At 69.7% G+C, this 24,560-nt stretch carries 19 protein-coding genes and 6 pseudogenes; 9 read left to right on the forward strand and 16 right to left on the reverse strand.

The features are described from left to right. Both ACFVXG_RS15600 and ACFVXG_RS15605 read left to right on the forward strand, forming a co-directional pair. Positions 1-642 (forward strand): annotated as a pseudogene (locus ACFVXG_RS15600) (hypothetical protein); the annotation flags it as partial. Positions 643-1,017: 375 nt separating this feature from the next. Next, a pseudogene (locus ACFVXG_RS15605) lies at positions 1,018-1,907 on the forward strand (GTP-binding protein); the annotation flags it as partial. 249 nt (positions 1,908-2,156) lie between these two features. Here ACFVXG_RS15605 and ACFVXG_RS15610 read toward each other — a convergent pair. After that, positions 2,157-3,755, reverse strand: coding sequence for a recombinase family protein (locus tag ACFVXG_RS15610; protein ID WP_387927791.1), 1,599 nt, complete (start codon positions 3,753-3,755; stop codon positions 2,157-2,159). 56 nt (positions 3,756-3,811) lie between these two features. Between ACFVXG_RS15610 and ACFVXG_RS15615 the strand changes: the two are divergent. Together ACFVXG_RS15615 and ACFVXG_RS15620 are read left to right on the forward strand one after the other, a co-directional pair. After that, positions 3,812-3,949: pseudogene (locus ACFVXG_RS15615) on the forward strand (exodeoxyribonuclease III); the annotation flags it as partial. A 497-nt stretch (positions 3,950-4,446) separates the two neighbouring features. Further along, positions 4,447-4,812: pseudogene (locus ACFVXG_RS15620) on the forward strand (DDE-type integrase/transposase/recombinase); the annotation flags it as partial. Positions 4,813-5,106: 294 nt separating this feature from the next. On the opposite strand, the gene ACFVXG_RS15625 reads toward ACFVXG_RS15620, so the two are convergent. The 10 genes from ACFVXG_RS15625 to ACFVXG_RS15670 form a co-directional block, all read right to left on the reverse strand. Then, positions 5,107-6,087, reverse strand: coding sequence for a 3-oxoacyl-ACP synthase III family protein (locus tag ACFVXG_RS15625; protein WP_387927793.1), 981 nt, complete (start codon positions 6,085-6,087; stop codon positions 5,107-5,109). Positions 6,088-6,224: 137 nt separating this feature from the next. Further along, entirely contained in the window at positions 6,225-7,400 is a 1,176-nt protein-coding gene (locus ACFVXG_RS15630; RefSeq protein ID WP_224279294.1) for a hydroxymethylglutaryl-CoA synthase, read from the reverse strand. A 2-nt stretch (positions 7,401-7,402) separates the two neighbouring features. Continuing rightward, entirely contained in the window at positions 7,403-8,431 is a 1,029-nt protein-coding gene (locus ACFVXG_RS15635; RefSeq protein ID WP_387927795.1) for a hydroxymethylglutaryl-CoA reductase, read from the reverse strand. A 29-nt stretch (positions 8,432-8,460) separates the two neighbouring features. Further along, entirely contained in the window at positions 8,461-9,552 is a 1,092-nt protein-coding gene (gene fni, locus ACFVXG_RS15640) for a type 2 isopentenyl-diphosphate Delta-isomerase (RefSeq protein WP_387927797.1), read from the reverse strand. Further along, on the reverse strand, positions 9,549-10,676 hold the full coding sequence (locus ACFVXG_RS15645) for a phosphomevalonate kinase (RefSeq protein ID WP_387927799.1): 1,128 nt from the start codon (positions 10,674-10,676) through the stop codon (positions 9,549-9,551). The genes fni and ACFVXG_RS15645 overlap by 4 nt, the downstream gene beginning before the upstream one ends. Next, positions 10,673-11,725, reverse strand: coding sequence for a diphosphomevalonate decarboxylase (gene mvaD, locus ACFVXG_RS15650; RefSeq protein ID WP_387927800.1), 1,053 nt, complete (start codon positions 11,723-11,725; stop codon positions 10,673-10,675). Before mvaD ends, ACFVXG_RS15645 begins: the two co-directional genes overlap by 4 nt. Then, positions 11,718-12,749 carry a mevalonate kinase gene (mvk, locus tag ACFVXG_RS15655; protein ID WP_387927802.1) on the reverse strand — a complete coding sequence of 344 codons (1,032 nt, stop codon included), beginning with the start codon at positions 12,747-12,749 and terminating at the stop codon, positions 11,718-11,720. Before mvk ends, mvaD begins: the two co-directional genes overlap by 8 nt. 170 nt (positions 12,750-12,919) lie before the next feature. Continuing rightward, positions 12,920-13,996 (reverse strand): polyprenyl synthetase family protein, encoded by a 1,077-nt coding sequence (locus ACFVXG_RS15660; RefSeq protein WP_387927804.1) that lies wholly within the window; start codon positions 13,994-13,996, stop codon positions 12,920-12,922. A gap of 287 nt (positions 13,997-14,283) precedes the next feature. Further along, the gene (locus tag ACFVXG_RS15665; RefSeq protein WP_387927806.1) at positions 14,284-15,675 is read right to left on the reverse strand and encodes a cytochrome P450; all 1,392 of its coding nucleotides are present in this window, start codon (positions 15,673-15,675) and stop codon (positions 14,284-14,286) included. A 63-nt stretch (positions 15,676-15,738) separates the two neighbouring features. Beyond that, entirely contained in the window at positions 15,739-16,815 is a 1,077-nt protein-coding gene (locus ACFVXG_RS15670; protein WP_387927808.1) for a terpene synthase family protein, read from the reverse strand. A 326-nt stretch (positions 16,816-17,141) separates the two neighbouring features. Between ACFVXG_RS15670 and ACFVXG_RS15675 the strand changes: the two are divergent. Continuing rightward, positions 17,142-17,543 (forward strand): annotated as a pseudogene (locus ACFVXG_RS15675) (DUF4331 family protein); the annotation flags it as partial. Between the two features lie 309 nt (positions 17,544-17,852). Here ACFVXG_RS15675 and ACFVXG_RS15680 read toward each other — a convergent pair. After that, a complete protein-coding gene (locus ACFVXG_RS15680) occupies positions 17,853-19,355 on the reverse strand; it encodes an MFS transporter (RefSeq protein WP_387927810.1) in 1,503 nt (500 codons plus the stop codon). Positions 19,356-19,493: 138 nt separating this feature from the next. After that, the gene (locus ACFVXG_RS15685) at positions 19,494-19,910 is read right to left on the reverse strand and encodes a PPOX class F420-dependent oxidoreductase (RefSeq protein ID WP_387927812.1); all 417 of its coding nucleotides are present in this window, start codon (positions 19,908-19,910) and stop codon (positions 19,494-19,496) included. 79 nt (positions 19,911-19,989) lie between these two features. Between ACFVXG_RS15685 and ACFVXG_RS15690 the strand changes: the two genes are divergently transcribed. Next, entirely contained in the window at positions 19,990-20,460 is a 471-nt protein-coding gene (locus ACFVXG_RS15690) for a hypothetical protein (protein WP_387927814.1), read from the forward strand. Positions 20,461-20,776: 316 nt separating this feature from the next. Continuing rightward, a complete protein-coding gene (locus ACFVXG_RS15695; RefSeq protein WP_387927816.1) occupies positions 20,777-21,343 on the forward strand; it encodes a TetR family transcriptional regulator in 567 nt (188 codons plus the stop codon). 142 nt (positions 21,344-21,485) lie between these two features. Here ACFVXG_RS15695 and ACFVXG_RS15700 read toward each other — a convergent pair. Then, positions 21,486-21,659 (reverse strand): annotated as a pseudogene (locus ACFVXG_RS15700) (peptidyl-tRNA hydrolase); the annotation flags it as partial. Positions 21,660-21,819: 160 nt separating this feature from the next. Here ACFVXG_RS15700 and ACFVXG_RS15705 point away from each other — a divergent pair. Both ACFVXG_RS15705 and ACFVXG_RS15710 read left to right on the forward strand, forming a co-directional pair. Next, positions 21,820-22,377, forward strand: a complete 558-nt coding sequence (locus ACFVXG_RS15705) for a hypothetical protein (protein ID WP_387927818.1) — start codon at positions 21,820-21,822, stop codon at positions 22,375-22,377. Further along, positions 22,284-23,048: a DUF4132 domain-containing protein gene (locus ACFVXG_RS15710; RefSeq protein ID WP_387927864.1), complete on the forward strand. Its 765-nt coding sequence runs from the start codon at positions 22,284-22,286 to the stop codon at positions 23,046-23,048. Before ACFVXG_RS15705 ends, ACFVXG_RS15710 begins: the two co-directional genes overlap by 94 nt. Before the next feature lie 52 nt (positions 23,049-23,100). Here the strand turns inward: ACFVXG_RS15710 and ACFVXG_RS15715 are convergent, their stop codons facing one another. Both ACFVXG_RS15715 and ACFVXG_RS15720 read right to left on the reverse strand, forming a co-directional pair. Then, positions 23,101-24,069 carry an isopenicillin N synthase family dioxygenase gene (locus tag ACFVXG_RS15715; RefSeq protein ID WP_387927819.1) on the reverse strand — a complete coding sequence of 323 codons (969 nt, stop codon included), beginning with the start codon at positions 24,067-24,069 and terminating at the stop codon, positions 23,101-23,103. A gap of 26 nt (positions 24,070-24,095) precedes the next feature. Next, complete coding sequence (locus ACFVXG_RS15720) at positions 24,096-24,548, reverse strand: nucleoside deaminase (protein ID WP_387927821.1); 453 nt, start codon at positions 24,546-24,548, stop codon at positions 24,096-24,098. Positions 24,549-24,560: the final 12 nt, after the last annotated feature.

A 24,560-nucleotide genomic window follows, 5' to 3' on the forward strand; every position in this document is an offset into this window, starting at 1 on the left:
GCGGCACAGACCCTCGATGTCACCGGGAGGACCACCGCCAGCACACTCGACGTCACCAGCAACGCCACCGTCACCGGAACCCTCGGCGTCACCGGAAAGACCACCGCCAGCACACTCGACGTCACCAGCAACGCCACCGTCACCGGAACCCTCGGCGTCACCGGCATCACGGCAAGCGGCCTCATCCAGGCCGACGGCGGAGTCACCGTCCCCGCCAACCAGACCCTCACAGTAAACGGCCCCCTCGCTCTGACCGGCTCCATGAGCCTGCTGGTCACCTTCGGCGTGAAGGGCGGCCAGAGGGAATTCACCGCCGGCACCTCAGGGCTTGTCGTCGGGGTGGCTGACGTAGCCGATACCGGCGGGCGGGGCACGGTCGAGGTCAAGTCCGGAAGCACTTCATTGGCAACGGCGTTTGGGGAACACAAGGGCTCGGCAACCGTCGTCGCCCGCGTCAAGAAAGACCAACGCTTCACCGTCATTCTCGACTGGTGGGACGGTAACAACAGCAAGGTGTCGTGCCGCTTCTACTGGCTGCCGTTCGGCAGCGGCACCGCAACTGCGCTGGACGTACCTGGGCAAGGAGACGAGAAGAGCGGCGACAGCCAGAACTCGCCCACCGATTCCAGCCCGGACGCGTGATCCGTCAACTCCCTTGCGGTGACGCGTCGGACGGTAACCGGCGGGTGATCGACACCCGCCCCGGGGCAGCACGGCAAGGGGGACCTCTAACCCACCAGGCACCCACCCTCGTGCTGGAGCTCCTGGACGACGGTATGTCCCCCTTACTGCGCCGTCACCGGGCTGGTACGCTACGCCGACGGCGTGCTACCGGCCCGACCGCCTTCAGAGAACAGCTCGACGAGGCCCAAGAGGTGATCGCCGAGTCCGCCGACGACGACACGCAGTCGGACACGGTGCTCACCGGTATCCGCCTGAGCTCGCTGGGCCCGCGTCGACCCGTCCGCGACCTCCTCGAAGACCTCCTCACCGGCATCTCCTACGAACTTTTCTTCCACCGGCGCCGCCCAGCTGGACGGCGCGATCCTGGTCGTCTCCGCGCAGGACGGTGTGATGCCGCAGAGCACCGAGCACGTGCTGCTGGCCCGTCAGGTCGGCGTCGAGCACGTCGTCGTCGCACTCAACAAGGCCGACGCCGGCGACCCCGAACTGCTGGAGCTGGTCGAGTTGGAGGTCCGCGAGCTGCTGACCACCCACGGCTACGACGGCGGCGGGCTGCCCGTCGTCCGGGTGTCCGGACTGCGGGCACTGGAGGGCGACCCGAAGTGGTCGGCGGCCCTGCTGGAGCTGCTGGACGCGGTGGACGAGTACGTCCCCACGCCCATGCGGTACACCGACGCACCGTTCCTCCTGCCGGTCGAGAACGTGCTCACCATCACCGGTCGCGGCACGGTCGTGACCGGCGCGGGCGGGTGCGGATGGGCGACCGGGTGGAGGTGCTCGGCTACGGCGCGGACCTGGTGTCCGTCGTCACGGGCGTCGAGACCTTCGGCCGGACGATGGAGTGCGCGGAGGCGGGCGACAACGTCGTGCTGCTGCGCGGTGTGCAGCGCGGTCAGATCCGCCGAGGGCAGGTCGTCGTCGCGGTCGGCAGCACCTCGGTGCACACCCGCTTCACCGCACGGGTGCACCTGCTGTCGACCGCGGAGGGCGGCCGTCGTACACCGATCACCAGCGGCTACCGCCCGCAGTTCTACCTGCGGACGGGCGACGAGGTCGGTGACGTCGAGCTGAGCGAGGGCAACGGGCCAGCGCTGCCGGGTGACAGCGTCGACACGACGGTGACACTCGGCCGGCCCGTACCGTTGGAGCCCGGCCTCGGCTTCGCCGTCCGCGAGGGCGGCCGGACCGTCGCCGCGGGCACGATACAGACAGTCTCCGAGTAACCGCCCGGCAACTGGCCAGACTTGAGTCTCAACCCCATCGAGACCACTTCTCGACGGGGTTGAGAATCAGGCTGACCCGACAAAGCGGAACGTCTCACCCAAGGCTGACAGAGAGAGGGGCAGCGAATACCGCGGGTGTCGTAAGGGAGTTCGCGTCTCCAACGCCACCCGTCCGGGCGTACCCGGGCCAATTCGTCCGCTCCGCCTTCACGGGGGTTCGGGTCCAACCGCGATCCCGGGTCACTCGACCTACGCCGAGCTGCCAGCGCGCTCCAGCTTCGGTACTCGTGCTTCGAGTTCGGCGGGTAGGTACCAGCCTTCGATGGTGGGTGTCATGTAGAGGCGGGCCTTGAGGCCGAGGAGGAGCTGGCGGCGCCTTTCCTGGTCGGCCTGGGTCCAGGCATCGGTGAAGGTCTGGCCGCTGTCGACCTCGACCCAGGCGGAGGGGCGTTGCGGGAGGGCGGCGAGGCGGCGGCGTTCGTCGACGAGGGTTTCGAGGGCTTCGGCGTACTCGTCGTCGCCGCCGGGGTAGTCGAAGAGGTTGCGGCGTTTCTCCTCGCGCAGGTCGCGCATGGCTTGGGTGACGTGGTTGAGCTGTTCGGTGTGGTCCTCGCCGGGGATGAACCTGCGCACCGTCATCGCCAGCCCGGCCAAGCGCTCCACCAGGGCCGTGATCGCCGCGGTGACACGTTCGCCCTTGACGGACTGGCCCTTGCAGGCGGGCTTGCCGGCGGTCTTCGCGCACCGGTAGTACTCGTAGATCTTGCCGTTCTTGGCGAGGTTCACCTGCCGGTAGAACCGGTCGCCGCAGCGGTCGCAGTGCGGCACGCCGAGCCAGGGCGAGGCGCCGTTCGAGCGTTCCTTCGTGACCGCGCGCTCGTCCATCGCCGCCTGGACCGCGGCCCACTCCTCCTCGGTGAACAGGGGCTTGGCCATGCGGATGGGCAGGCCCTTGGCGTCGCGGGCGATCTTTCTCGCCTTGACGGAGCGGCCGGTCAGTTTCAGGCCCATCGTCGCCGGCGAGCGCAGGATCTTGCCCACGCTGGTGGGGTTCCAGTGGTTCGACGGCGGCGTCTTGCGCTTGCTCGTGTAGGTGTCGCCCTGGTTCTTGTACGCGTGGGTCGCCGGGGTGTCGAAGCCGGCGGCCTCCAGGGCGGTGGCGATCATCCACTGGCTCTGCTCCTCCAGCAGGAGCTTGCCCATGTAGCGCACGGCCCCCGAGGTGACCGGGTCCGGCTCCAGCGTCCGCCCACCACCGACACGGTCCACGATCCGGTACCCGTACGGCGGCTGGCCTCCGGCCCAGCGGTCCGTCTTGCGCAGGTGCTTGTGCGCCGCGGTGACGCGGGCCTTGATCCGCTTGAGCTCCATCTCGGCGAAGATCGAGGCCAGCATCAGGAAGACCTTGGCCAGCTCGTTCCCGAACGAGCGTTCCTGACCCTTGCGGTAGTCCAGGGCCATGCCGTCGTCCGTGAACACCAGGACCTTGTGGTTCTCCTCCGCCCAGTGCGCCACGTCCGCGCAGTCCTTCGCGGATCGGAACGCCCGGTCGACCTTGGCCCACACCAACGCGTCCCACTCGCCCTGCCGCTCGGTCAGCCACGGCCCCAGGTCCGGACGCTTCCACGGCGTGACCTCCGCGGAGACGTCCAGATCCTCGAAGGACCCGACGATCTCCCACTCCTTCGCCAGCGCGTGCCGGGTCGCCGTCTCCGCCTGGATCAGGTGCGACACCTTGCCCTCGTTGCCGTGCGTGTCCGAGACACGCGAACCCACCACTGCCCGAACCGGCGCCGAAGCCGTGATGATGCTCACAGGAGGTCCCCTACCGCCCAGGCCAGCAGGCACCCTCGAACAGGCTGCGCTCGAACGGGTGGACCTTTTTCGAAAAGGTGTCGTTCCGCTGGCGCATCGACCTGATTGTTTGTCAAAAAAGCCTCGCCGACAGGTGCGTTGAAGCCTACGTCGAACGAGCCGCCACCCACGCCGAGCGCTGGTCCGACCACGCACCCGTCACCGCAGTGTTCGACTTCGAGCGATAACTGAATAGCCAAATGACAATGGCCTCCAAGCCGGGTCTCGTGGCTAATCAGCAGCAACTTCGTGACGGCGGTACCCGGACGTGAGCACCTCGACTCAGAACCCCCTGCATGCGAGACAGCTCCGCGGGCGGACCGATGCTCTGGCCTGCCGACGAGCCGTGGCCCGTGTGTACGCACCCGCGCAAGCAGAGCACGGGTGAGCGGATGGAGGAGGTCCGGCTCCGGCGGCAGATTCTGACCAAGGCCTGGGGCGCACTCTCGAGGACGGAATCGACCCCGGGCTGACGGACCCCGAGCGGGAGGTTCTGGCTTCGCTGGACGGCATGCCCCATGGCTGGCGAGCACCGACCCGATCCCCATGACAGCTATCGCGCAGCTGTACCGGCGGGACGTGCCCGACCTGGCCGGCTGGCCCAGCGACTGCGGCCCGCTCCAGGTGTCCGGTGCCGTTCGACGCTCGGCGGCGATCGTAGGCGGGCAGGCCTGCCTACCCGGCGGAGTTCAAGAGGGACGCGGTCGCGCTCGTCCGGTCTTCTCCGCACCGGAACGTCACCGAGATCGCCCGGGAGCTGGGGGTCAGCCCGGAGGGGCTGCGGGGCTGGGTCAAGCAGGACCGCACCGATCGGGGCGAGGGCTGGCTCTACCTGACCACCTGCATCGACCTGGCCACCCGCGAGGTGGTCGGCTACGCGATGGCCGACCACCACCGCGCCGAACTGCCGGTGGCCGCGCCGCGGATGGCCGCCGGCCGAGGTGGTCCGGAGCGCGGCTGTGCCTTCCACACGGACCGCGGCAGCGAATATACGTCGAGTGAATTCCGCAGCGAGATAGGCAAGTTGGACATGCGGCAGTCGATGGGAAGGGTCGGCTCCTGTTACGATGACGCCGCCGCCGAGAGCTTCTTCGCCGTACTGAAGGAGGAGATCGGCACCCGGGTCCGGCCCGACCGCGCCACCGCCCGGGCGGAGGTCTTCTCTTTCATCGAGACCTTCTACAACCCGCAGGCACCTACGCAAACACCCCGGGTGGGGCTACCTCACGCCACTCGAGACCCGCCAGTGGCACCGGCAAGGTCACACCCTCGCAGCGTGGACGGAGTGTGTCCAACCGCAGGGTGGAGCTTCACTACGGCGCTTTCCCCACCGGCCCGGACCTTCTCACCACTCGACCAGCGCGAATCCCGCCGACATACCGCCGCCGAAGCCAGCCAGGAGGATCAGGTCGCCGGGGGTGAAGGCGCCGGCGCGGGCGGCCGCGTCCAGGGTGATCGGGATGGAGGCGGCTCCCGTGTTGGCGTAGTGCGTCAGGGTGCGGTGCATGGTCGCGCGAGGCAGTGCCAGGTCGGCGAAGACGCTGTCCAGCATGGTGCCGTTGGCCTGGTGCGGTACGAAGTGGTCGATGTCGTCGGGCGCGACACCGCATTCGTGCAGGAATCCCTTGACCAGCCGCGGCAGGTGGTCACCGACGAAGTTCCGCACGCCTCGCCCGTCCATCGCGAAGTACTGGAGCCCTGCGTCGAGGACCGTCTGGTCCACCGGCATGCGGCTGCCGCCGGCGGGCACCTTGATGAGCCCCGACAGTTCGCCGAACGAGTGCAGTGAGAGGTGCCGGACACGTGGTCCGTGGTCGACCGGCGCCCCCAGGACCACGGCCCCGGCGCCGTCCCCGAACAGGATCACGGTCCTGCGGTCGGCCCGGTTCAGGATGCGGGAGTACAGGTCCGCACCGATGACCAGCGCATGGCCGCCGGTGCGGGCGAGTACGCCCTCGGCCGCGGAGAGCGCGAACACCGTGCCGGAGCAGACCGCGTTGACGTCGAACGCGGCCGCGCCGCTCGCACCGAGCCGCTGCTGGACATAGGCGGCGGTGGGCGGTTGCGGCCGGTCGGGTGTGGACGTGGCGACCACGATCACGGACAGCTCCTCGGCGGAGATGCCGGCCGACCTCAGCGCGGCACGCCCCGCGGCGGTGGCCAGGTCCGAGGTGGCCTGGCCGTCGGCAGCCCATCGCCGTTCCCGGATGCCGGTCCTGTCGGTGATCCACGCGTCGTCGACCCCCGCCGCCGCCGCGGCCTCGTCATTGGACACGATTCGCTCCGGCACATAGGCACCCGTACCGAGAATCCTGACGTCGGTCATACGGCTACCCTCCCCTCGAATGGATGGAGAACGGTGTGTGTAGAACTGGCCTGCGGCCGTGGCGGGCGCGTGCGGGAGCAGCCGCGGAGGCTGCCCCCGCACGCACGGGACCGCAGGTGTTCGGGATCGCAGGTGTTCTAGCGCGCCTGGTAGATGCGCTTGTGACCGCTGACGCCGGCCAGCCGGAAGGGCCCGGTGGTCTGCTGCGGGGTGGGGTGGTCTCCTCCGTCGGCCGGGAAGGACCACTCGTGCAGCTCGCGGTAGCGGGCGTGGTCGACCGGCTTGCGCCTGGCTATCGCCGCCAGGTTCGCTGCAGTCCGCAGGTGTTCGCGGTAGCCGGGGACGGCCGTGCCCGCGAAGAACTCGGCGACGCTGCCGGAACCGTAGCTGAGGAAGCCGATGGGCCGGTCGGTCAGGTCGTCCGCCTGGTCGAGCAGCGCGGCGAGAGCGAGGTACACCGAGGCGGTGTAGCTGTTGCCGATGGAGGTGTTGTAGGCCACGGTCTGCCCGATGGCGTGCTCGATGTCGGCCTGGTCGGCACTGTGGCCCGCGTGGTTGAGCAGGTGGCGGTGTGCCTTGTAGGCCATCTTCGTGAACGGCTGGTGGTAGCAGAACGCGGCGAACTCGTCGAGTGTGCGCCCGCCCTGCTCGCCGTAGTCCTTCCAGCTGCCTGCGACCGCCTGCAGGTACGCTTCGACGGATTCCTGCCCGTCGACGAGGGCGGTGGTGCGGTAGTTCGGCCGCCAGAAGTCCATCACGTCGGCGGTGAACAGGCCCGAGGCGTTCTCGATGCAGACCAGGGCGGGGTCGGCGCTGACCAGCATCGCCACCGCGGCGGCACCCTGGGTCGCCTCGCCGGGGCTGTCCAGTTCGTACTTGGAGACGTCGCTCGCGATCACCAGGACCTGCTGGTCGGGGTCGCGTCGTACGAGTCCGATGGCGAATTGCAGGGCGGCCGTGGCTCCGTAGCAGGCCTGCTTCAGTTCGACGACGCGGCAGGCCGATTGCAGGCCGAGCAGTGAATGCACGTAGATGCCGGCGGACTTCGCCTGGTCGATCGAGGATTCCGTCGCGAAGACCACCGTCCGGATCCGTTCGGAACCGTGCCGGGCGATGATCGGGGCCGCGGCGGCGGCCCCCAGGGTCACGATGTCCTCGTCCGCGGCGCACACGCTCATCGACCGCTGGCCGATGCCTATGTGGTACTTGCCGATCTCCGTGCCGTTGTACTCGGCGAGTGCCGCGTGCGACAGGACGTATTCGGTCGTCGCGAAGGACAGATCGTGGATTCCGAAGGAAGCGGCGTTGGACATGTTCAGGCACCGACCTTTGCTGTCGTGTTGTCGCGCTCCAGTTCGACGTGTGCACGCATGAGTTCACCTGGGTTGGTCTGCGCCGCGAGCAGCGAGAGCTCGCCGCAGAGGACCGTCGCCGCCGCGATGACGGCGAGCCGGCGCGCGTTCTCGCCGGGGGCGCGGTCCACGCGGCAGCCGAGGCGGGTCAGGTTCGTCTCCACGAACTCCAGGCCCTTGCCGTTGCCCACGGTGCCGACGATCAGGTTGGGCAGATTGCAGGAGAAGTAGAGGTCACCGTCGCGGTCCTCGGCCAGGGTGACGCCCTGGGAGCCCTCGACGATGTTGGCCGCGTCCTGCCCGGTGGCCAGGTAGAAGCCGAGCAGCATGTTGGCGTAGTGGGCGTTGGCCGAGCGGATGCCGCCGGCCAGCAGGGTCCCGAGCAGGTTCTTGCGGATGTTCAGCTGGACGATCCTGGCGGCAGTGGTGTGCAGGACGCCTTCCACCACGTCGCGCGGGACGAGCAGTTCCGTGACCACGTTCTTCCCGCGGCCGAGGATGCCGTTGATCGCGGTCGCCTTCTTGTCCGTGCAGTAGTTCCCGGAGATCGATCCGTAGGAGATTCCCGGAACGGTCCGCAGCAGGTGCGTCAGCAGATTGTCGGAGGCGAGCGTGGCCATGTTGTGGCCGGAGGCGTCGCCGGTGCTGAACTCGAACCGGATGAACAGCAGGTTGCCCGCGATCTCGTGCCGGACGGTGAGCAGCTCGGCGAACCGGCTACAGCTGCGGACCACGGCGCGCAGTTCCTCGATCTGCGCCTCGATGCCGCGGGCGGCCGTGTACGCGGTCTGGGCGTCGGTCGCCTCGACGAGCACCGAGCGGGTCATGCGCTCGTCAACGAGGGTGGCGACGATGCCCTGCTCGGTGAGCATGGACACCTTCGCGCCGCGGCCCACGGAGGGCCACAGCGGTGTCTCGTAGGTGGCGAGGGGAACGTCGGTCTCGGTGTTGGCGACGTTCCCGGAGACTCGAAGGGGTCCGACCCACTTCATGGGGACCCTGGCAATGGCGTGTGTGTCGGTCACTGTGCTTTTCCTGTCGCGTTGTGAAGGGTGTCGGCCGATCGGGAACGCCGGGCGAGTCGCCCCGTGTCGATGCCCCGGTCGGCGCAGAAGGAACGGAGGGTGCCGTGGATGATCAGGTCGTTGCTCGCGAGGTCCGCGGGAGTGCGCGCGCCGAGCATGGTCTGGAGGGCCGCGAGCTGGTCCAGCCAGTTCGTGAGCTGCTCGATCAGCGCCTCGGGACCGCCGTCGAGCAGGGTGCGCAGGAACACTCCGGAGGCCCCGACGCCGGAGGCCCCCAGGGCCAGGGCGCGGGCGACGTCGAGGGGATGGCGGACGCCGCCGGAGGCGAGCACGGGAAGACCGGCGCTCTGAGCGTCCAGGAGACAGGCGGCGGTGGACTGGCCCCAGTCGTGGAGGAACGCGTAGTCGCCGAGCGGTCGCCGGCCGTTCTCGATCCGGGCGAAGTCGGTGCCGCCCCGGCCGCCGACGTCCGCCGCGTGGACCCCCAGTTGTCGCAGCAGCAGGACGGTTTCCCGGCTCAGGCCGTTGCCGACCTCCTTGACGATCACGGGTACGTCAACGGCCGCCGCGATCTTCTCGATCTGCGGGACCCAGGACCCGAAGGACCGGTCGCCTTCCGGCATGGCCGTTTCCTGCACCGTGTTGACGTGGATCTGCAGGGCGTCGGCCTCCAGCAGATCGAGGGCACGCCGGGTGTCGTCGACCGATGCCGTCGCGTTGACATTTGCTATGACAAAACCGTGGGGGTTCTCCTGGCGCAGGACGCGGAAGGTGTCGGCGCACGTCGGGTCCTTCAAGTAGGCGTGCACCGAGCCCGACGCGATGGGTACCCCGGTCTCGCGGGCCGCTATCGCCAGACCTCGGTTGATGACGCCGGTCTTGGCGGTTCCGCCGGTCATCGCGTTGATGTAGAGCGGCACCTGCCAGGAGATCCCGGCGAAGGTCGTGTCCAGGGACACCTGCGGCCGGTCGATGCCGGCCAGGGCGTGATGGACGAAGGACACCTCGTCGAACTGGTTGATCCCGCTGCGGGTGTCCTGCTGCTCGATGGCGAGCCGGACGTGGTCGTCCTTGCGCTGAGCGCTCATTTCTCGGTCCCTTCCGGGGCGGGCCGGACGGGCAGGGGCAGCACCCCGGCCGCGGCCCACCGCTGCCGTACATGTGAGATGTCGTGCATGGCCTCGGCATCGAGCAGCGCGATGCCGCAGTCGCCGCCGCCCGCGCCCGACGGCTTGGCGGCACCGCCGACGGTTTCGGCGACCGTGCACAGGGCCGTCAGCTCGGGTGTGAAGATGCCGAGCCCGACTTCGTCGTCGAGGCGGGCCAACTCCCGCCGGGCACGGCGGATCTGGTACAGCAGGCTTTGGTCGTCGCCGGCCTCGAGAGCGGTGATCGAGGCGCGTACGAAGTCGGTGGAGGTCTCCACGAACGCGCGGTGCGACGCGGTGCCGCGCCAGATCCGGCGGTGCAGACCGGACACGAGCGAGGCGGTGGAGGCCGGGTTGCCGGTCCAGCCGACTTCGAGGGCGAGGCCGCGCGGGGCCGGAAGCCTCCGGACCGAGTAGCCCGGCCAGGGCGTGCGCAACGCCTCCTCGACGCCGTACCGGCGGGTGAGGTCGAGCACGAAGGCCCGGTCGGGTGCCTGGTACGCGATCCAGCCGCCCCAGGTACTGGCGGCGAGGTCACCGCCGGAGCCCACGGGGTCGATCCCGACCGAGGAGATCACCGCCAGGCGGTACCGGGCGTCGGGTGAGAGGTCCAGTCCGCACAGGGACGTGAGGGCGTCGATCGTGGCCACGGTCACCGCGCCGCTCGACCCCAGGCCGTACTTGCGGCCGTTGTCATGCAGTCGGCTGCCGATCGAGAGGTCCAGCCCGGGCATGGGCAGGCCGCGTTCGGCCAGCAGTCGTCCCACGGTCTCGACCGCTGCCACCACGTGCGTCAGTGCGCCCCGCGCGCCGTGTCCGTCGGCTTCCCCGTTCTCCGTGCCGGGAGCGTGGAGCCGGCCGTCGAGCCATCGCCAGTTCACCGCCCGGGGGACGAGATCGGAGGAGATCACGATGTCGGCCGTTTCGGAGAGGGTCACCGTGGCGGTGATCTCCCGGTCCACGGCCACCACGATGGCCGGGGTACCGGGCTCCACCACCGCGTACTCGCCCGTGACGAACAGCTTGCCGGGCGCACTGCGGACGACCGTTCGCCCGGAGGTCATCGTCCGCCCGCGTCCACCAGGCGGGCGCCCAGTCCGGGCCCGGCGATGTGCACGGTGCCGCCCGCGGCAGCGTCGCGCACGGCCTCGGCGACCCGGTCGGCGTCCGTACGACGGCAGAGCACCTTGACGTTCGGTCCGGCGTCCATGGTCGCGTAGGCCGGTATGCCGTCGCGCCGCAGCCCCAGCACGCTGTCGAGGACGGTGAGCGAGGCGGGCGCGAGGTAGCGCACTGCAGGGCGCGCGCCCAGCATGGTCGCGTGCATGCCGAGAGAGTTGCGCTCAGCGATCTCACCCACCGCGTCGAGGTCGCCGCGCAGGAGCGCCGCCCTCATCTCGGTCAAGTCGTCCCGGCTCGACGCGGCCCAAGGCTCGAACAGGGGCGAGGTCTCGACGGTGCGGCGCATCGCCGCGCGGCTGGACACCTCCTTGGGGCCGGCGTTGACCACCGCGATGACCAGTGCGGGGTCGAGGTCGCCCGTCCGTACCGGCTCGGCGTAGGAGCTGAGGTCGGCCTCCGCGGGCGGCGCCGTGGGGTTGCCGGCGTTCCAGACGGCGAAGCCGCCGAAGATCGACCGCGAGGCCGAGCCGGAACCGCGGCGGGCCAGGCGGGAGAGACCGGTGCCGTCGAGGTCCAGTCCGTACGCGGCGGCGGCGGCGACGGCGAGCGCGGCGAAGCCGCTGGCGGAGGACGCCAGGCCCGCCCCGGTGGGTACGGTGTTGCGGGTGTCGACGACGGCCCGGTGCGTGAGCCCGGCCCGCCGGCGCACCAGGTCGAGGAACCCGGCGATGCGCCGCCGCTCCTCGCCCGCCGCAGGTACGCCGTTGAAGGTCACTTCGTCGTCCGAAGCCTCGGCGTCGAGGTGGACCCGGGTGGTCGTGGGGAAGATGTCAAGAGTCATCGACAGACTGCTGGTCCACGGCAGGAAGAGGCGCTCGTCGCGCTTCCCCCAGTACTTGATCAGCGCGATGTTCGGGTGCGCGACGGCGGTGGCCCCGTTCGCGCCCTGCCGGTCCTGCAGGCGGCGCACGGTGATCTGTTGCTCAGACATGCGTGACGAGCCTCCTCAGTGGGACGATCCACGTCTGCACGGCCCCCGCTTCGTGCAGCCGCCGGGTGACCTCTCTCGCCTGCTCGGGCTGGGTCAGAGCGAGGACGCAGCCGCCCAGTCCACCCCCGGTGATCTTGGCGCCGAGGCTTCCTGCGGCGAGCGCGGCACTCACCATCCCCTCGATCCGGTCAGTGCTCAGCCCGGCCTCGCGGAGCATTCCGTGGTACTCCGTCAGCAGGAAGCCGAGCTCCTCCGGCCGGCCGGCGGCGAGGGTGGTCACGGCTTCGCCGGTCAGTTCCGACGCCCGGCGGACGAACCGCTCCTGTGCTCCGGCGTGGAGTCGGAACCTCTCCCGCAGCTTGTCGACCGCTTCCTTGGTGCTGCCGACGGTGCCGCTGTCCGCGATGACGAACAGCGCGTCGCAGCCCACCAGCAGCGTGCGGGCCTCGCCCGCGTGGAACAGCAACGGCGCGCTCGCGCCGACGGTGATGGCGTCGACGCCGCTGGCCTTGCCGTGCACCACGTTCTCGGCGGTCTGCACCAGGTCGAACACCGTCCGCTGCGAGACCTCGCGGCCGCAGAGGTCGGCCAGGGCGAGGACGACGGCACGGGCGCAGGCCGCGCTGGAGCCGAGCCCCCTGCCGAGCGGGATCGAACCGTCGATGATCACCTCGAGATGCCGGCCGTCGTCGATGCCCGTGGATGCCCTGAAGTCGGTGGTCAGCCGACGCAGCCCCTCGGATGCCTGCGTTCCGACCTCCTTCCAGGCGGATCCGGTCATCGTGAAGGACACACCTGCCGGTTCTTCACCGCGGGTGGAGAACCCGACGCTGGCGGTGATCGACAGCTGCGGAACGGGCAGGGCGAGCGCCGGTGCTCCGTAGACGACCGCGTGCTCCCCCAGCAGAATGGCCTTGGCATGGGCGTGGCCGGTGCCGACCGAGCGAGCACGGCGGCTGTCCGCTGTCCCTGCCGCCGAGGCCGGTGGAGTCGACGTGCTCAGCTCCCCTTGTCGAAATTCCATTGAGATCGCGTCATCCAGATTTCTAGGAAGGAATGAAGTAAGCCCGTTCGACCGCGCGCCGCGTCATGCCCGGGCCACCCCCGGCAGCGGGTTCCGGACGGGGTGGGCCCGCGAGGCGAGCGACGCGTGTGGCGGCGCCGGGACGGTGGCGACCCGCGCCGACGTGGTGCTCAGGTGGTCCGGAGTGTCGTGGTGGTGACGAAGGTTTCGAGGGTCTTCCTGACCTCGTCCGGGAACGGGGTCTCGTCCAGGACCCGCCGGGCACGCTGCACACGATCGGTGATCATCTGCTCCACCTTGTCGGCGGCGCCCGTGGCCCGCAGGATCCCGCGAACCGTCTCGGCGCCTGCCTCGTCCAGGTCCGGGTCGCCGACCAGGGACCTCAGCACCCGCGCCTGCTCGGCGCCGGCGGCGTGGAGGGCGTGTGCCATCAGAGCGGTCGCCTTGCCCTCCCGCAGGTCGTCCAGGACCGACTTGCCGGTCTTGGACGGGTCGCCGAAGACGCCGAGGAGGTCGTCGCGCAATTGGAAGGCCTCGCCGATCGGAAGGGCGTAGGCGGTGAAGACGTCCAGCAGGGCCCGGTCCGCTCCGGCAAGGACCGCGCCGATGTGCAGCGGCCGCTCCACGGTGTACTTCGCCGTCTTGTAGCGGATCACGGCCAGCGACCGTTCGACGTCCTCGTTGGGCTTCCCGGTGGCCAGCAGGTCCAGGTACTGACCGATCATCACCTCGGTGCGCATGGCATCCAGCAGCGGTCGGACGGCGACCAATCGCTCGTGGTCGATGCCGCTGGAGTACAGCAACTCGTCCGACCACACCATGACCAGGTCGCCGAGCAGGATCGCGCTATTGGTGCCGAACCGCTCGGCGGTCGTGGCGTCCGCACCCGTCGCCAGCGTCCGGTGGAGGGTCGGACGGCCACGCCGGGTGTCGGAGGCGTCCATCACGTCGTCGTGGATGAGGGTGAAGGCGTGGAAGAGTTCGAGCGAGGCCGCCGCGCCGATGACGGGCCCCGTGTCGCCGTATCCGCCCGCCGCGTGCCAGCCCACCATGCACAAGAGCGGCCGGATGCGCTTGCCGCCGGCGGTGAGAAAGCCACGCAGGTGCTCGATGAGCGAGACCAGGTGGGGTTGCCTGTCGCAGTTGGCGTCGAGGAAGGCGTTCAATCGCTCGTCGATCAGGCCGCGCAGATGAACCGAGTCCAGGGCGTCGGCTCCCAGCTCGCGAAGGCTGGTAATCGAGTTCATGTCGTTACTCCTGTTCGTCAAGACCATGTGGCCGCGTCCGCGAGGACGTGGCATGGGAGGGAAAGCGCCGAGAGGCATCACTTTCCGGCCGGGCGAAGGAGGGTCCCGGCAGTCGCCGGGCCGCACCGCAGGTGTGGGTCGCCGAGGGAGGGGCGAGTGGTGGGTGTTCGGGCCGCGCCGGATGGCATGCCCTCCGTACATGCGGGTTCACATGGTGGAGGGCATGCCGGGCAGGGGTGGGCCCGGTGCGGCACCCGCCGGGCCCCTGTCGGTCGAACGGAACGGGTTCAGCTCTCGGCGGACTGCGGCTCGCGTGCCGGCTGCCGACGGGTCGGCACCACCGTGAGCTGGTCGGGACGCAGGCTCATCCGCACGAGGGCGCGCGTGGGGCGGGTGCCCGGGGCGCGGTCCAGCTTCCAGTACTGGGCCACGGTGGCCACGATGACCTGGGCCTCGGTGAGGGCGAACGCGTCACCGATGCACTTGCGGTTCCCGGCGCCGAAGGGCAGGTAGGCGCCCTTGCGCGGAGTGGTCGACATGGTGAGCCACCGGTCCGGCTCGAAGCTGTCGGGGGCGTCGAAGTAGCGGGCGTCCCGGTTCAGCAGGAAGGGGCTGTACGACAGCTCGGTGCCGGCCGGCACGGGCAGCCCGCCGAGCGTGGTGTCGACAGCGGCACGACGGCTGAGCAGCCAGGCCGGCGGGTAGAGGCGCAGACCCTCGGCGACGACGTTACGGGTGTACGGCAGCTTCTTCAGGTCCTCGGCCGTCACCGGGCGGCCGGCCAGCACCCCGTCGAGCTCCGCGTGCAACTTGGCGGCGACCTGCGGGTTCTCGTGCAGCAGGTGGAAGATCCACGACATCAGGACGGCGGTGGTCTCCGCGCCTCCGAGGAGCAGGGTGATGGACTGGTCGTGCAGCTCCTGGTCGGTGAAGCGGTGCCCCTCCTCGTCGACCTCCGTCATCATCGTGCGCAACAGACCGCCGCCGTCGCCCGAGCGGCGGTAGCGGTCGATGGTCTCGTTCACCACCTGGTGCAGCTGCGCCTCCGCCCGCTTGTAGCGCTGGTTGCCGGGAGTGGGCAGGAAGGACAGCGCCGGCAGCGGGTTGAGCATGCGGAAGAACATGCCGTCGATCACGGTGTTCAGGGCCGTCGGGAGACCGTGGTGACCGCCCCGGCGCACCTCGCCCTCACCGGGCTCGGAGAAGAGGCAGCTCAGCGCCACGTCGGCGCTGAGGTTGCCCATCTGCATCAGGAGGTCGACGTTCTTGCCTTCCGGCCATTCATGAGCCGACGCGGCTGCCTGCTTCTGCATGATGCCGACGTACTCGGCGATGCGCGCAGGGTGGAAGGACGGCTGGATCAGGCGTCGCTGCTTGCGATGGACGAGGCCGTCGACCGTGACCAGCCCGTCTCCCAGGACCGTACGCACGCGGTCCATCACGGGACCGCCCTTGACGAAGTCCTTGACCTTGTCGGTCAGCATCTCGTGGACCAGATCAGGGTGGCACGCGATGTACATGGGGGTCGGCCCCACCATGATCTTCACGAGATCGCCCTGCTCGGGCAGTGATCGGAGGAAGGTGAGCGGGTCGCTGCGCAGCTGATTCGCGTGCCCGAGCAAGGGCAGGGCATTCGGTGCGCTGCCCTTCGTGTAGCTGCGGGCTTCCTGGCCTGTCACGGAACAAACCTCCATGCGGTTGGTGGCGAACTTGTGGACCTGTCGGACTTCGCGTCGCCGCTGTCACTTCTCCAACTGGTCCCACCACCAGGCGATCTGTGGAATCGGCAGGGGCGCAGGGTTGGCGTCAGCCGGCTCGTCGGCCCAGACCAGGCCGTAGCCACCGAAGTCCTGTTCTTCGCCGGTCTCCGGGTCGACAGGCGCGCAGTAACGGGTGGTGAAGTCCGCCCAGATGATGTGCCCGCGAATCCAGTAGCCGATCTCGTGGACGTATCGCCGCAGTTCCGGGCGGGCGGTCGCGGAGACCTGGTCACGCAGATTCAGATAAAGGGACATGATTCGGTCGCGCAGCGCGCGGACCTCGGCGACCGCTTCCTCGGGCGTGCATTGCCGGTCGCGCACCATGATGCTGATGGCGTTCTGGTCGAACAAGCCCTGGAGATTCTCCCGGTGAATGGAGATCAGGTCGTTGTCGAGACCGACGATGACGGATACGGCTTCGGAGGCGGCGCGCACCCTGGGATCGAGGCGTTCGGCTGCGGTCAGTTCGTAGCCGCCGCCGATCGGAGTGAGTGCGGTCAGCCAGGGGCCGGCCACATCGTTGCCACGCATGATCAGGTAGTCGCCCAGTTCGGGGAGTTCACCGAGGCTCTGGTTCGCACATTTCCACAGCACGCCGTCGAAGTAGCTGCAGAAACCCTGGCGCAGGTGCTCGAGCTGGCCCGGGGTCGACACGGTGGCGATGTGGTTCCAGAAGTCCTGGAAGGAGGAGAGGTACGCGTCTCCGGGCGGCACGACGGACTTGGGCGAGGCGAGGATGTGCTTGAGACGGCTGACGTGGACCGTCAGCGGTGCGGGCTGGTCCAGCCCCGGGATCACGTCGAGGTCGTCGTCCCAGGCGCCGCCCCAGTACATGACATAGGTGATGATCTCGGCGCACCGGTCGAGGACGTGCGGCATGCAGTGTGCGGTGTACGAACCCGCATTCATGCGCGGCAGCCAGTCACCCTCCTTGCGGAACCCTTGCCGGAACATCCAGGCGACGGCGCCGGCATCTATTTCCTCCGGCTTGTCGTACACGGCGTCGGGCAAAGGGCAGAAAAATGGCGGAACGCCAAGTGTGCGGCGCACGGTTGTCATGCCAAAAATCCCTTCGGGCAGGACTGGGCGGCAGGAATGTCACAGTAATGCTGGGGTGGCCCTCGGAATAAACCCGGAGCATTGGACGGCCTTGGGCGGTGGGGCTGTGTGCGACCCACTACGGACCCCAAATGGCGAGTCCTCCTGAGTCGTCCGCCAGCGGCCCCGTCCGGAAGCCGCCGAGTCCGTGACCGGACCTGATATACGGTCAGGGATACTGGTGGACAAACGATCAACGGACCTCGTCTGCATACAGTCAACGCCCTGGTCAACACGGCCGCGGCACCCCGGGCAGCACCTGAGCCCAGCGTCCCGGCAGACAATCGATGGACAACGGGCCGGCAACAAGGCGCGGCCGTCAGCGTCGGCGGCGGGGAGCCCCCTCGGTGATCCGCTCCACCAGCACGGCCCGACGGACGCGGCGGGGCGGCATCGCGTTCTACGCCGGGTTCCGCAGCGACCCGCTCTTCGCCGACCTCGACGGCATCGTCGCCAAGTCCCAGTGGACCGGCGTGGACTGGGGTGCCGACAAGAACGTCTTCGCCATCGTCCTGGAAGTGCCGAACGCCGAACTCGGCACACACCCCGAGATCGGCGTCCGGAGCCGGGTCAGCCTGCGCCAGAACGGGCGGCTGACGTCCGTGGACCGCGGCGCCCACCCCTCCCTGACCGCGTACTTCAACGCGGAAGAGGTCAAGGACGCCTACAACGCCGGCGAGCCCGCCGACGACTGGGCCACCTACCGCGAACCCTGGTCCGCCGTCCTCCAGCACTTCGGGGACTACGACCCGCAGGCCGCCGAACAGGCCCTACGCACCGTCCTGCCGGGCGTCGGGCGTCGGGCCGAGGCGGCTTCGTGCCTTGCTGCCCCCGGAGCCCGGGGAGGACTGCGGGTGCCGTACTCGGCTTCCGCCATCAGTTACTCAAGGGCGGCCCGACCAAGCAGCCCCCGGGGCGGCGACCGGCCCCCGAGGGGCGCGGCGCGGCCCCGGGGGCTGCTTGCGATTCAAGGATGGAGGAACTTCGTGGAGCAGATGTCACATGGCGACGGCCTTCACCGCGTCGGGGGACTTCTCCCGAACACCGGGACGGTACAGCGCGAAGGTCACGACGAGCCCGACGGCTGCGAGGCCGGCCGCCCACCAGTACGCGGTGGAGTAGCCGTGCAACGCCGCCCCGGCGATCACCTCGGGCGTGGCCTGCCGGCTGCTGAGATAGCTGCCCGCGGCGGTCGCCGCGAGCGTGTTGAGAACGGCGATCCCCAACGAACCACCGATCTGCTGCGAGGTGTTGACCGCCGCGGAGGCCACCCCGGCGTCATCCTCGTGAACCCGGTAGGTGGCCAGGTCGATCGCCGGCGCGTAGACCAGGCCGAGACCGAGGCCCAGGACGAGCAGCGGCGGCAGAATGCCTCCCGTGTAGGTGCTGTCCAGATCCAGGCGGGTGAACCAGACCATGCCCACGCCCAGCAGCGCCATCCCGAGGGGAATCACGATCTTCGGCCCCACCCTGGGCATCAGGACCCCCACGGCCAGGGCGGAGGCAACGACCAGTGCGGCGGGGATGGGCAGGAAGGCGAGCCCCGCCTCGACCGGGGTGTACTTGAGCGTCTGCTGCATGTAGTAGGCGAGGAACAACGCGACCGCGTACATGCCTCCGGTGGCGACCAGAATGGCGATCTGGGAGGCGCCTCGATCCCTGTCGAGGAGGATGCGCAGGGGCAGCAGCGGCCCGGCCGTCGTCGACTGCCAGTACGCGAAGAGGGCGATCAGGGCGAGGCCTCCGGCCAGCAGACCCCAGCTGGCGGGAGAACTCCACCCGCGCGACTCGGCGTTGGAGAACCCGTAGACCAGGCCGAAGAGCCCCAGGGTGACGAGTACCGCACCGGGGACGTCGAGCTTGGGGCGCTGCTCCGCCCGCGACTGACGCTCGATCAGCAGCAGACCGCCCAGGAGCGCCACCGCCGCGAACGACAGGTTGATGTAGAGGGTCCAACGCCAGTTGAGGTACTCGGTCAGCAGGCCGCCGAGCAGGTTGCCGAGCGCGCCGCCGGCGCCCGCGATGGCACCGAAGATCGCGAAGGCCCGGCCCCGCTCCTTGACGTCGGTGAAGATGGTCGTCAGCAGGGAGAGGGCCGCCGGGGCCAGCAGGGCACCCGAGATGCCCTGGATCGCCCTGGCCAGCACCAGGAGTTCGAAGCTGCCGGCGGCTCCGCCGAGCGCCGAGGCGGCGGCGAATCCGATGACACCCGCGAGAAAGGCCTGCTTGCGGCCGAAGAGATCGGCGACACGCCCGCCGATCAGCAGCAAGCTGCCGAAGGTGAGTGCGTAGGCGGTGACGACCCACTGCCTGTCGTTGTCGGAGAAGCCCAGGTCGGCCTGGGCGGACGGCAGCGCGATGTTCACGATGGTGGCGTCCAGCATGATCATCAACTGGGCCAGGCCGATCACGGCCAGCGCCCACCACCGCAGCGAGGACCGCGGGGACGGGGGTCCGGATTCGGGCGGGATGCCGGTGAGCTCAGTGGTGGATGCCGACATGGCGGTGCCACTCCGTTCGAAATAGATTGACTAACTGGATGGTTAATCTTTCGAGGCAAGGCTGCCCGAGATCCGACGGCCCGTCAACACGACTTCGGGCAAAGAGCGATGGCCGGATGCGACGGAGGTCCGCGAGGGTCACTCCGCGAGTCGGATCCGGATGCCCACCGCGCGGTACCCGGACCCCTTCAGTCGGCTGCCCAGCAAGCCGACCCGCGCGACGAGGCCGTACTTGCGCTTCATCAGGTCGAGGTAGTGGACGATGTCCCGGTCGGCGGGCAACTCGGCGACACCGGGCACGGATTCCCCCTTCGGGACTCCCCGCCAGTTGCAGGGGGCGACGGTCACCCGGCCGCTGTTGCGGATCCGTTTGACCTTGCCGGCGTCGGCCGCGCTCCACACGGCCAGGCAGTCCCCGTCCCCCATCACCCACACCGGAGTGGGCACGGCCCGCCCATCCCGGCGGAACGTCGTGAGAAGTACGTACCTGGATGCCGCCAGTCGTTCAACCGAACTGCCCGGCAAGGATGCTGAGGCGGATGGTGAGGTGGTCACCGCGATAGCGTAACTGGTTAGTTAACTCACTGTCGCCGCGAACCGACGTGGCGCCCGTCCCCAAGATGAGGAGTGCTGCGTGCTGAACTTCGCCTTGACCGTGCTCGCCGGATTCGCCCTGGGCACCCCAGCCGTACCCTTCGGCCTCTCCTCCCTCCCCCCGCCCGTCGCGCTCGTCGCCGTACTCCTCGGCGCGGCCGGATGCCTGCTGTCCGCCGTCTTCGCGGCCGGGTGGCTGCGTACCCGCTGGCTGCTCTGGCGCTCGAAGCGGCGGCCCGTCACCGCCGGGCCGCCGCCTGAGAACCGCCGGAACCGCCTTGACGGCCCCACCGGCCGACGGGCCCGGCGCCTGGTGAACCGGTACGGCGTGATCGGCTTCGGCATCATCGGGCCTGCGCTCTTCGGCACCTGGGGATCGGCCATGCTCGGCACGGCGCTGGGCCTGCCCCGGTGGCGGCTGATCGGCTGGCTGATGGCCGGTGCCACCCTGTGGTGCACCGTCATGCTGCTCGCCTCCGAAGCAGTGATCGACGCCTTCGGACTGCGGTGACGACACACGCTGCGTACCGGTCCCTGATCGCGAGGAGCACGTCGCCGCGGCCCCCCGGCCTGCCTCGTCGTGGGTCTGCACATCGCGCCGACCGTCGGCCCGGTCACCGTCGGGCGGTGGCAACTCACCGTTCCGGCGAGGCACTTCTCCCCCTCACCGGTTCACCCGGAGCAAGACCGCCGACGGGACTCCCGAACGAACCGCCTCATGTCCCAAACGAATCCACCGTGGTTCCAGCGGCGAACGCGCCCACCTGGCGAGGGCACCGGGTCCTACGCCCCGGCAAGATCCAGTAGGCGCTGTTAGCATGACTCCCATGTCCCGAGCCGAGGCCACGAAGGCGCGCATCCTCCACGCAGCAACCCAGGAGTTCGCGGCGTACGGGATCGCGGGAGCCCGCGTCGACCGGATCGCCAAGGACGCCTCGGCGAACAAGAACCTCATCTACGTCTACTTCTGCAACAAGGACGGGCTCTTCGACGCCGTCTTCGACGCACACCTCGGGCGCGGCCTCGACATGGTGCCCTTCACGCCTGACGACCTGCCGGGCTACGCCGGGCGGCTGTTCGACTTCTACCAGAAGCACCCCGAGGTGCTCCGCCTGGCGACCTGGCACCGGCTGGAACGCGGCACTGCCGTGGAACGGGACCCTGCCGTAGCCAAGCAGACCCACGACGACAAGCTCGCCTCCTTGGAAGCGGCTCGGAAGGGCGGAGTGGGCACACCGGGCTTCACCCCGGCCACACTTCTCACCCTCGTCCTGGCCATCGCCTCGGCCTGGAGCCCGACGAATGCCGCGAGCATGCCGGCGACGACTGTCCTGACGTCGGACCCGGAGGACTGCCGGAACGCAATCATGGAGGCCGTGCGGCGCCTCCTGTGAGGGGCGGCGTGCATCACTCGCCTCCGCCACGTACCGCGGTGACCGCACACGTTCGCCGGGTTGCCGGGTCACGCGGCGGGGACGGGTCGGGATGCGCGCACCTGACCCGCTACGTTGCCGTGCCGGCGTCAGGGCGGTGCGTTCACGGGCGCCGGAACGCCGGGTGGTCCGCCACCACAGTGGAACTGCCCGGGGTGATCTCCGTGAAGCCCGCATCCTGGACCAGGGGCAGTCCGCTCACCACCAGCTCCGCCCACGCCTGCGGGGTCGCCGTGCGGACGGCGAGGGCGAAGCCGCTCCCGGCCCACGCCTTGCGCTGCGCCCCGTCCAGCTGAGGTTCCCCCGACGTGCGGAAGGTTGCCGGACATGACCTGATGGGCCATGGGAAGGGAGCCTCTGCCATGGCTGCACCGATGAAGTACCCCAATGCCGCGTAGTTAACGGATGGTTGGGCCGGTCAAGACCACGTCCGGGTCATGTTCCAGCCCGCCGAAGGCAGCGGCGGAGATCATGAAGGCGGGACCCCGGGTAGAGCCAGGAAGCCGACCAAGGTCTTCCCGCCCGAAGGGGGGCTGCTGGCCCAGCAGGACGGCATCAAGTCCACCCGCGCTGCCCTCCTGGCCGGTCTCCGCCGCTTCCCCCGGCGTGCCCTGCGCCTGCTCGCCGAGGCCGCGGTGGCCTCCACCGACCCGGCCGAGCAGCAGCTCGCCCGGCAGCTCCTCACCGGCCGCGTCGCGGTCCACCGCGCGACCGCGCTCGAACTGCTGCCGAAACTGACGCCGGAGCAGGCGGCCCTGGTCGAGCCGCTCACCGACCTCGGCGAGCGAGTGCCGGAGGTCGGCCCCGACTCGCTGCCGGAGCTGTTCACCAGCCCGCCGTGGAAGCGGCCGGCGCCCGCCGCAAGGACCTGCCCGCCCCGGGGGCGCGGGACGACGCCGAGCTGGCGCCCGCCGAGCGCAAGCGCTTCGCCGCGCTCAAGAAGGACGTCCGCACGGTGGCGGGGGATCAGGTTCGCCGCCTGGAGGAGGCGATGATCAACCAACGCTCATGGACGGCGCAGGAGTTCGACCAGCTCTTCGTCGGGCATCCGCTGCTGTGGCACCTGGTGCGCCGCCTGGTGTGGCTGTCCGAGACGGACGGCACGGTGATGGCGTTCCGCGTCGCCGAGGACCGCACCCTGGCAGACGTCGGGGACGAGGCGTTCGCGCTGCCGGCCACGGCCTCCGTCCGGCTGGCGCACCCGCTCCTGCTCGGCGACGGCCTCGCTGACTGGTCGGAGCTGTTCGCCGACCACGAGATCCTGCAGCCGTTCCGCCAGCTCGGCCGCCCGGTGTACGCGCTGACGGACGAGGAGCGGGCCGGCCACCGCCTCACCCGCTTCGAGAACGGTCCGGTGCTGCCCACCACCCGGCTGGTCGGAATGGAACGGCGCGGCTGGCGACGCGGCGAGCCCCAGGACAACGGCATCGAGCAGTGGCTGTCCCGCCGGATCGGGCCCGACCTCTACGTGGTGATCGCCCCGGAGGAAGGCATCGCCGTCGGCATGTTCGACTCCTACCCCGAGCAGCGGGTGGAAACGGTGTGGCTCGACAGGCGCCCGGGCGACTACTGGACCCGCAACCGCACCTTCCCGACCTTCGCCGAGCTCGACCCGGTGATCGCCTCCGAGGTGATCGCCGACCTCACCGAGCTGACCACGCTGTGACCCCTCGCCACCTCACCCCCCCCGGGGGGGGAACGCCACCCGGGACCTCTGATCACCTCACGCTGATGGCAGACAGCTTGCCCCTCAGATATGCGGAGGAGTCCACTGGCGCGTGCGCCACGGGGCCGGCGATCGGGACGACCATGGTGTGGGGATCGCACTCGTAGAAGTAGACCAGGGACATCAGGTCCTCATCCGGGGCGTCGGGGGACGGCGGGAGGACCCGGTGGCGGCCGGAGCGCCAGCGGCCGCCGGTCCAACGGGCCATCAGGTCACCGATGTTGACCGTAAGTGCCACCGGATCGTACGGGGCGTCCTCCCAGCCTTCGCCGCCGTCCTCGGGGTCGATCCAGACCTGCAGCCCGCCCTTGCCCTGCTGGCGGTCCAGCAGGGTGACCGTGCCGAAGTCGGTGTGCGGGCCGATCCGGAACTGGCCGGGGAGGGGCTCGCCCACCACACCCGTGCCCGGGTACCAGTTGATGTTCAGGGTGTACGTCGGGTGCGTGGTGTGCGCAGTGAAGAAGTCCGCGCCCTGGCCCAGCGCGGTGCCGAGCAGCCGGAGCACCTCGTCGGCGACGGAGCGCATCCGCGCCAGGTAGTCCTCTACGATCGGCTGCAACTGCGGCACTTCGACCTGCGGCCAGCGGTTCGGCTGGAACCAGAAGCCGTCGATCTCGGCTTCGCCGACCGGCTGATCCGCTCCGACCGTCCAGGACTCCTTGAGATCCGGCGGGGTCGGAGTGCCTTCCGAGTAGCCGTTGGCCTCGGCGCCCTTGGCCAGCCAGCCGCGGCCGCCGACGCTCACTGCGTAGCGTTGCTTCACCTCCGCAGGCAGCGCGAAGAACGAGTGGGCGGCCTGCCGGACCTCCTCGCGGATCTCGAGGCCGACGCCGTGTCCGGTGATCAGCAGGAAGCCGGCCTGGCTGAGCGCGGCGTCCACAGCGGCGGCGGTACGGGCTCGGGCCGCCGGGTCACCGGAGAGCCAGAGGGCGAGGTCGATCACGGGGATGCGAGAGGACATGGTGCTCCAAAGGGGTGGGAACGGGATCACTCGCCGATGTCCTCGTACCAGAGGTCGGGCCGGGTAGCGATGAATTCCCGCATCAGTGCGATGCATTCGGCGTCGTCGAGGACGATGATTCGCACCCCGTGCTCGGCGAGCCAGTCGTGGCCGCCGTGGAAGGTCCTCGCCTCCCCGATGATCACCTGCCCGATGCCGAACTGCCGGACCAGGCCCGAGCAGTACCAGCAGGGCGACAGCGTGGTGACCATCGTGGTCCGGCCGTATCCGCGCAGTCGGCCCGCCGCCCGGAAGGCGGCGGTCTCCGCGTGCGTGGACGGATCACCATCCTGGACGCGGCGATTGTGGCCGCGTCCCAGCAGTCCCCCGTCCGGACCGAAGAGCGCGGCGCCGATCGGGATACCACCCTCGCGCAGACCCAACCGGGCCTCCGCGAGGGCGACGGACAGGAGTTCAGCAGGAACGGGCAGGTCGGTCATGAGCCCACTGTC

Source organism: Kitasatospora sp. NPDC058162 (assembly GCF_042884005.1).
GTDB lineage: Bacteria > Actinomycetota > Actinomycetes > Streptomycetales > Streptomycetaceae > Kitasatospora.

Excerpts from the sequence above, each read along its gene's own strand:
- ACFVXG_RS15670 (WP_387927808.1), bottom strand. The coding sequence starts at position 16,815 with ATGACAACCGTGCGCCGCACACTTGGCGTTCCGCCATTTTTCTGCCCT.
- ACFVXG_RS15645 (WP_387927799.1), bottom strand. The coding sequence starts at position 10,676 with ATGACCTCCGGGCGAACGGTCGTCCGCAGTGCGCCCGGCAAGCTGTTC.
- ACFVXG_RS15705 (WP_387927818.1), top strand. The coding sequence starts at position 21,820 with ATGTTCCAGCCCGCCGAAGGCAGCGGCGGAGATCATGAAGGCGGGACC.
- fni (WP_387927797.1), bottom strand. The coding sequence starts at position 9,552 with ATGAGCGCTCAGCGCAAGGACGACCACGTCCGGCTCGCCATCGAGCAG.
- ACFVXG_RS15720 (WP_387927821.1), bottom strand. The coding sequence starts at position 24,548 with ATGACCGACCTGCCCGTTCCTGCTGAACTCCTGTCCGTCGCCCTCGCG.
- mvk (WP_387927802.1), bottom strand. The coding sequence starts at position 12,749 with ATGGAATTTCGACAAGGGGAGCTGAGCACGTCGACTCCACCGGCCTCG.
- ACFVXG_RS15625 (WP_387927793.1), bottom strand. The coding sequence starts at position 6,087 with ATGACCGACGTCAGGATTCTCGGTACGGGTGCCTATGTGCCGGAGCGA.
- ACFVXG_RS15695 (WP_387927816.1), top strand. The coding sequence starts at position 20,777 with ATGTCCCGAGCCGAGGCCACGAAGGCGCGCATCCTCCACGCAGCAACC.
- mvaD (WP_387927800.1), bottom strand. The coding sequence starts at position 11,725 with ATGTCTGAGCAACAGATCACCGTGCGCCGCCTGCAGGACCGGCAGGGC.
- ACFVXG_RS15660 (WP_387927804.1), bottom strand. The coding sequence starts at position 13,996 with ATGAACTCGATTACCAGCCTTCGCGAGCTGGGAGCCGACGCCCTGGAC.
- ACFVXG_RS15630 (WP_224279294.1), bottom strand. The coding sequence starts at position 7,400 with ATGTCCAACGCCGCTTCCTTCGGAATCCACGATCTGTCCTTCGCGACG.
- ACFVXG_RS15635 (WP_387927795.1), bottom strand. The coding sequence starts at position 8,431 with ATGAAGTGGGTCGGACCCCTTCGAGTCTCCGGGAACGTCGCCAACACC.
- ACFVXG_RS15715 (WP_387927819.1), bottom strand. The coding sequence starts at position 24,069 with ATGTCCTCTCGCATCCCCGTGATCGACCTCGCCCTCTGGCTCTCCGGT.
- ACFVXG_RS15680 (WP_387927810.1), bottom strand. The coding sequence starts at position 19,355 with ATGTCGGCATCCACCACTGAGCTCACCGGCATCCCGCCCGAATCCGGA.